Source organism: Clostridium sp. (genome assembly GCF_036642255.1).
GTDB lineage: Bacteria > Bacillota > Clostridia > Clostridiales > Clostridiaceae > Clostridium_J.
This window is the reverse complement of sequence record NZ_JAVWDJ010000015.1, coordinates 78,699-82,163: the sequence shown is the minus strand read 5'-3', so window position 1 is coordinate 82,163 and position 3,465 is coordinate 78,699. Positions and strand designations below refer to the sequence as shown.

The following is a 3,465-nucleotide window of genomic DNA, read 5'->3' as shown; positions in this document are numbered from 1 at the left end:
ACAAGAGAGTTGTACGTTCCGTTCTCAGAGAAATGAGAGAAGGAGAAGGAAAATGGAAAAAAAGAGAAAGGTAATTATTGACTGTGATCCAGGAATTGATGATTCTTTGGCACTGCTTTTAGCGCTTAAATCACCAGAACTAGAGGTAGTAGGTATTACAGTAGTTTGTGGAAATGTTCCAACAAAGCAAGGTGTGGAAAACACCTTAAAGGTATTGGAGTTAACAAGTTCACTTCATGTACCCGTATATTTTGGGGAAGAAAATCCACTAGTTAGGGAACTTATAACTGCTCAAGATACCCATGGTGAGGATGGAGTAGGCGAATGTTTCTTCCCAAAGGTTCGTAGTGGAATTGTAAAAGAAAGTGCTGTTGACTTTATTATAAATAGCCTAAAAGTAGAAGTAATGTCAATTATAGCACTAGGACCACTAACAAACATTGCAAAAGCATTGATGAAGGATGAAAAAGCTTTTAAAAATTTAGATGAGTTAGTTTCTATGGGGGGAAGCTTTAGAAGTCATGGCAACTGTTCCCCGGTTGCGGAGTTTAATTATTGGGTAGACCCACATAGTGCAGATTATGTTTATAAGAATTTGAAAAAACAAATTCATATGGTGGGACTTGATGTGACGAGGAAAATAGTCTTAACACCTAATATTCTTGAGTTAATTACAAGATTAGGTGGAGAGACAGCTAAGTATATAGTGGATATTTCAAAGTTTTATGTAGACTTCCATTGGAAGCAAGAATGTATAATTGGTTGTGTAATTAATGACCCTTTAGCTGTAGCTTATTTTATAGATAGGTCCATATGCAGTGGCTTTAGTTCTTATGCCGAAGTGGTAAAAGAGGGAATTGCTATGGGTCAATCTATAGTAGATGTGGAGAACTTTTGGAAGAAAGATCACAATGCAATAATCTTAAATGAAGTAGATAAATTTAAGTTTATGCAAATGTTTCTTTCAAGAGTGTTTCCAGAAAAAGCTGAGATAATAAGCAAAACCAAGGGGGTAATATAAATGAAAAAAATGTCAACATTAAATATAAGTATAGTAGGTTTTGGAATTGCATTAAATATTATAGGGGCGTTTATAGCTCTAAACTTAAGACTACCAATATTTTTAGATTCTATTGGTACAATAATGGTTTCTTTTATACTAGGACCAATATATGGAGTAATTACTGGACTTTTAGGAAGTATAGTAAGTGGGATAACTTTTGATATTTACTCCTTATACTTTGCACCAGTTCAAATATTTACTGGTTTATTAGGTGGAATAATGTATAAAAAGGGATTTATGAAGGGTGCTAAGATGCCACTAGGAGTATTAGCAGTATCAATATTCTCATCCTTTATAGGTGCAGTAATAGCAGCTTTTTTATTTGGTGGTATCACTTCATCAGGGTCAACTTATATTGTTCAATTCCTATCAGGGCTAGGAGTTAATAAAGTTGTAAGTGTATTCATAGTTCAATTTACAACTGATTATGCAGATAAATTCGTAGCAGTTTCATTAGCTATGACAGTTATCCTAGGAATTCCAGGAGCCTTAAAACAAAGATTAGTAAGGAGCTAAATATGGACAGGTATAGTATCATTGAAAATAAAAACAAAAGAGAAATAGTACTACTTAAATCTTTTCCTTGTGTTTGGGGTAAGTGTACCTTTTGTGATTACATTCTAGATAATTCTGAATCAAGAGAGGAAATTAATATTCTTAACAATGAGGTTTTAGAGAATGTAACTGGTAAATATAAAACCTTAGAGGTGATAAACTCAGGCAGTTGCTTTGAAATTCCGGAGGAAACCTTAGTGAAGATTAGAGAAGTAATAAGAGAAAAAGGTATTGAAAAACTGTTTCTTGAAAGTCATTGGTGCTATCGAAATAGATTAAATGAAATGAGGGAATTCTTTGGAATACCTATAGTTTTTAAAATTGGAGTAGAGACCTTTGACTATGACTTTAGAAATAAAGTTCTTGTGAAAAATGCTAAGTTTGTTAATCCAAAAGAAGTTAAGGAGTACTTTGATTCCCCTTGCTTAATGGTAGGAATTAAAGGACAAACAAAAGAGATGATAGATAGAGATATAGAAATTATTTTAAAATATTTCTCTTATGGAACAGTAAATATATTTACTCCTAACACCTCTAAGTTGGAAAGAGACGAGGAGCTAATTCAGTGGTTTAAGGAAAAATATGAGTTGTTAAATCATAATCCTAACATAGAACTCTTGTATAATAATACTGACTTTGGAGTTGGAGATTAGGATTATACAAAGGTGCTACACCCATATATAAAATTTATCTAATTGAAAAATATTATGTTGAAAATAATCTTCTAAAAAGAACTAAAAAAGGAATAGCTTGAGTCTATTCCTTTTTTAGTTCTTTTATTAATGTGTTATTTATGTTATTTATATATAATACTAATGCTGCACATATAACAAACATAATAGATAAAAATGGATTTTCATAATTATCAATAGAACCAAATTTGGAAAATGAATATAGAGCAATTCCTGCACATAATAACAATACACCCTGATGATGGAATATTGCTTTGTTCGCATCGGTACCTCTATCATGAGTAAAATATGCTTTGGTGGCAACATACAAAAATCTTAAGCTAAATAATATAATAATAAGTCCACAAACACATCTTAATATTACAAAAAATATATCAATCATAAAAAAACTCCCTTCAACTAGTATAAATATATACATATATATACGCTGAAAAAAACATCTTAGAACTGTAGAAGTAATAGTATAAAAACATGTAGATTCTATGAGCTTTCATAAGAATATTGTAGGCGCAAAAATTATTAATTCATAGAAGACTTAACCTTTCTAGTGATACTGATTGAGAATAACTATATAAAAAATGAGAACATGGGACAGCAAACCTTGCTATAGCTTTAATAAATATTGATTTGATATCTTTTAATGTCCCATAATTTGATTTTAGGCATAAAATGGTAGTGTAAGCGTATCATTCAGGAGGATTTTATGAGCCATTCTATGCAATATAATTATGACAATAATTTTTATAGAATTAATCCAACCCATAAAACTTATAAAACAGTAGAAGGTGCTCTAAGACTAGTTAAAGAAGCTATCCAAGAGGAAAGAGAAGATGAATTATTTTATAATTTCCTTCTTTGTGTTGCACCTACTGAAGAAGAAAAAAATATTATAATAACAATAAGAGATGATGAGAGAAAACATAATAAATACCTTAGAGAAATATATGAGTTTTATACAGAACAATGCATATCAGCAACATTAAATACAAGTTTTACAAAGCCAAGATCCTATATTAATGGAATTAAAAAGGCTAAGCTTGGTGAGTTAGGTGCAGTAGAAAAATATAGTCATATTAGAGTAGGTATTCCAGATAAATATTACAGAGATATGGTACTTGAAATACTCATGGATGAATTAAAGCATGTTCATAAATA

The 3,465-nt window shown here is 30.8% G+C and carries 5 protein-coding genes; 4 read left to right on the top strand and 1 reads right to left on the bottom strand.

The features are described 5' to 3' along the window. The first annotated feature begins 52 nt into the window (after positions 1-52). From RR409_RS10450 to RR409_RS10440, 3 genes are read left to right on the top strand one after another with little or no spacing between them, the layout of a single operon-like run. A complete protein-coding gene (locus tag RR409_RS10450) occupies positions 53-1,021 on the top strand; it encodes a nucleoside hydrolase (protein WP_332557693.1) in 969 nt (322 codons plus the stop codon). Next, a complete protein-coding gene (locus tag RR409_RS10445) occupies positions 1,022-1,579 on the top strand; it encodes an ECF transporter S component (protein WP_332557692.1) in 558 nt (185 codons plus the stop codon). A gap of 2 nt (positions 1,580-1,581) precedes the next feature. After that, positions 1,582-2,271, top strand: coding sequence for a radical SAM protein (locus RR409_RS10440; protein ID WP_332557691.1), 690 nt, complete (start codon positions 1,582-1,584; stop codon positions 2,269-2,271). A 103-nt stretch (positions 2,272-2,374) separates the two neighbouring features. Here RR409_RS10440 and RR409_RS10435 read toward each other — a convergent pair whose 3' ends face one another. After that, positions 2,375-2,692, bottom strand: a complete 318-nt coding sequence (locus RR409_RS10435; protein ID WP_332557690.1) for a hypothetical protein — start codon at positions 2,690-2,692, stop codon at positions 2,375-2,377. Positions 2,693-3,013: 321 nt separating this feature from the next. Between RR409_RS10435 and RR409_RS10430 the strand changes: the two genes are divergently transcribed. After that, a partial coding sequence (locus RR409_RS10430) for a ferritin-like domain-containing protein (RefSeq protein WP_332557689.1) occupies positions 3,014-3,465 on the top strand: 452 nt, incomplete at its 3' end.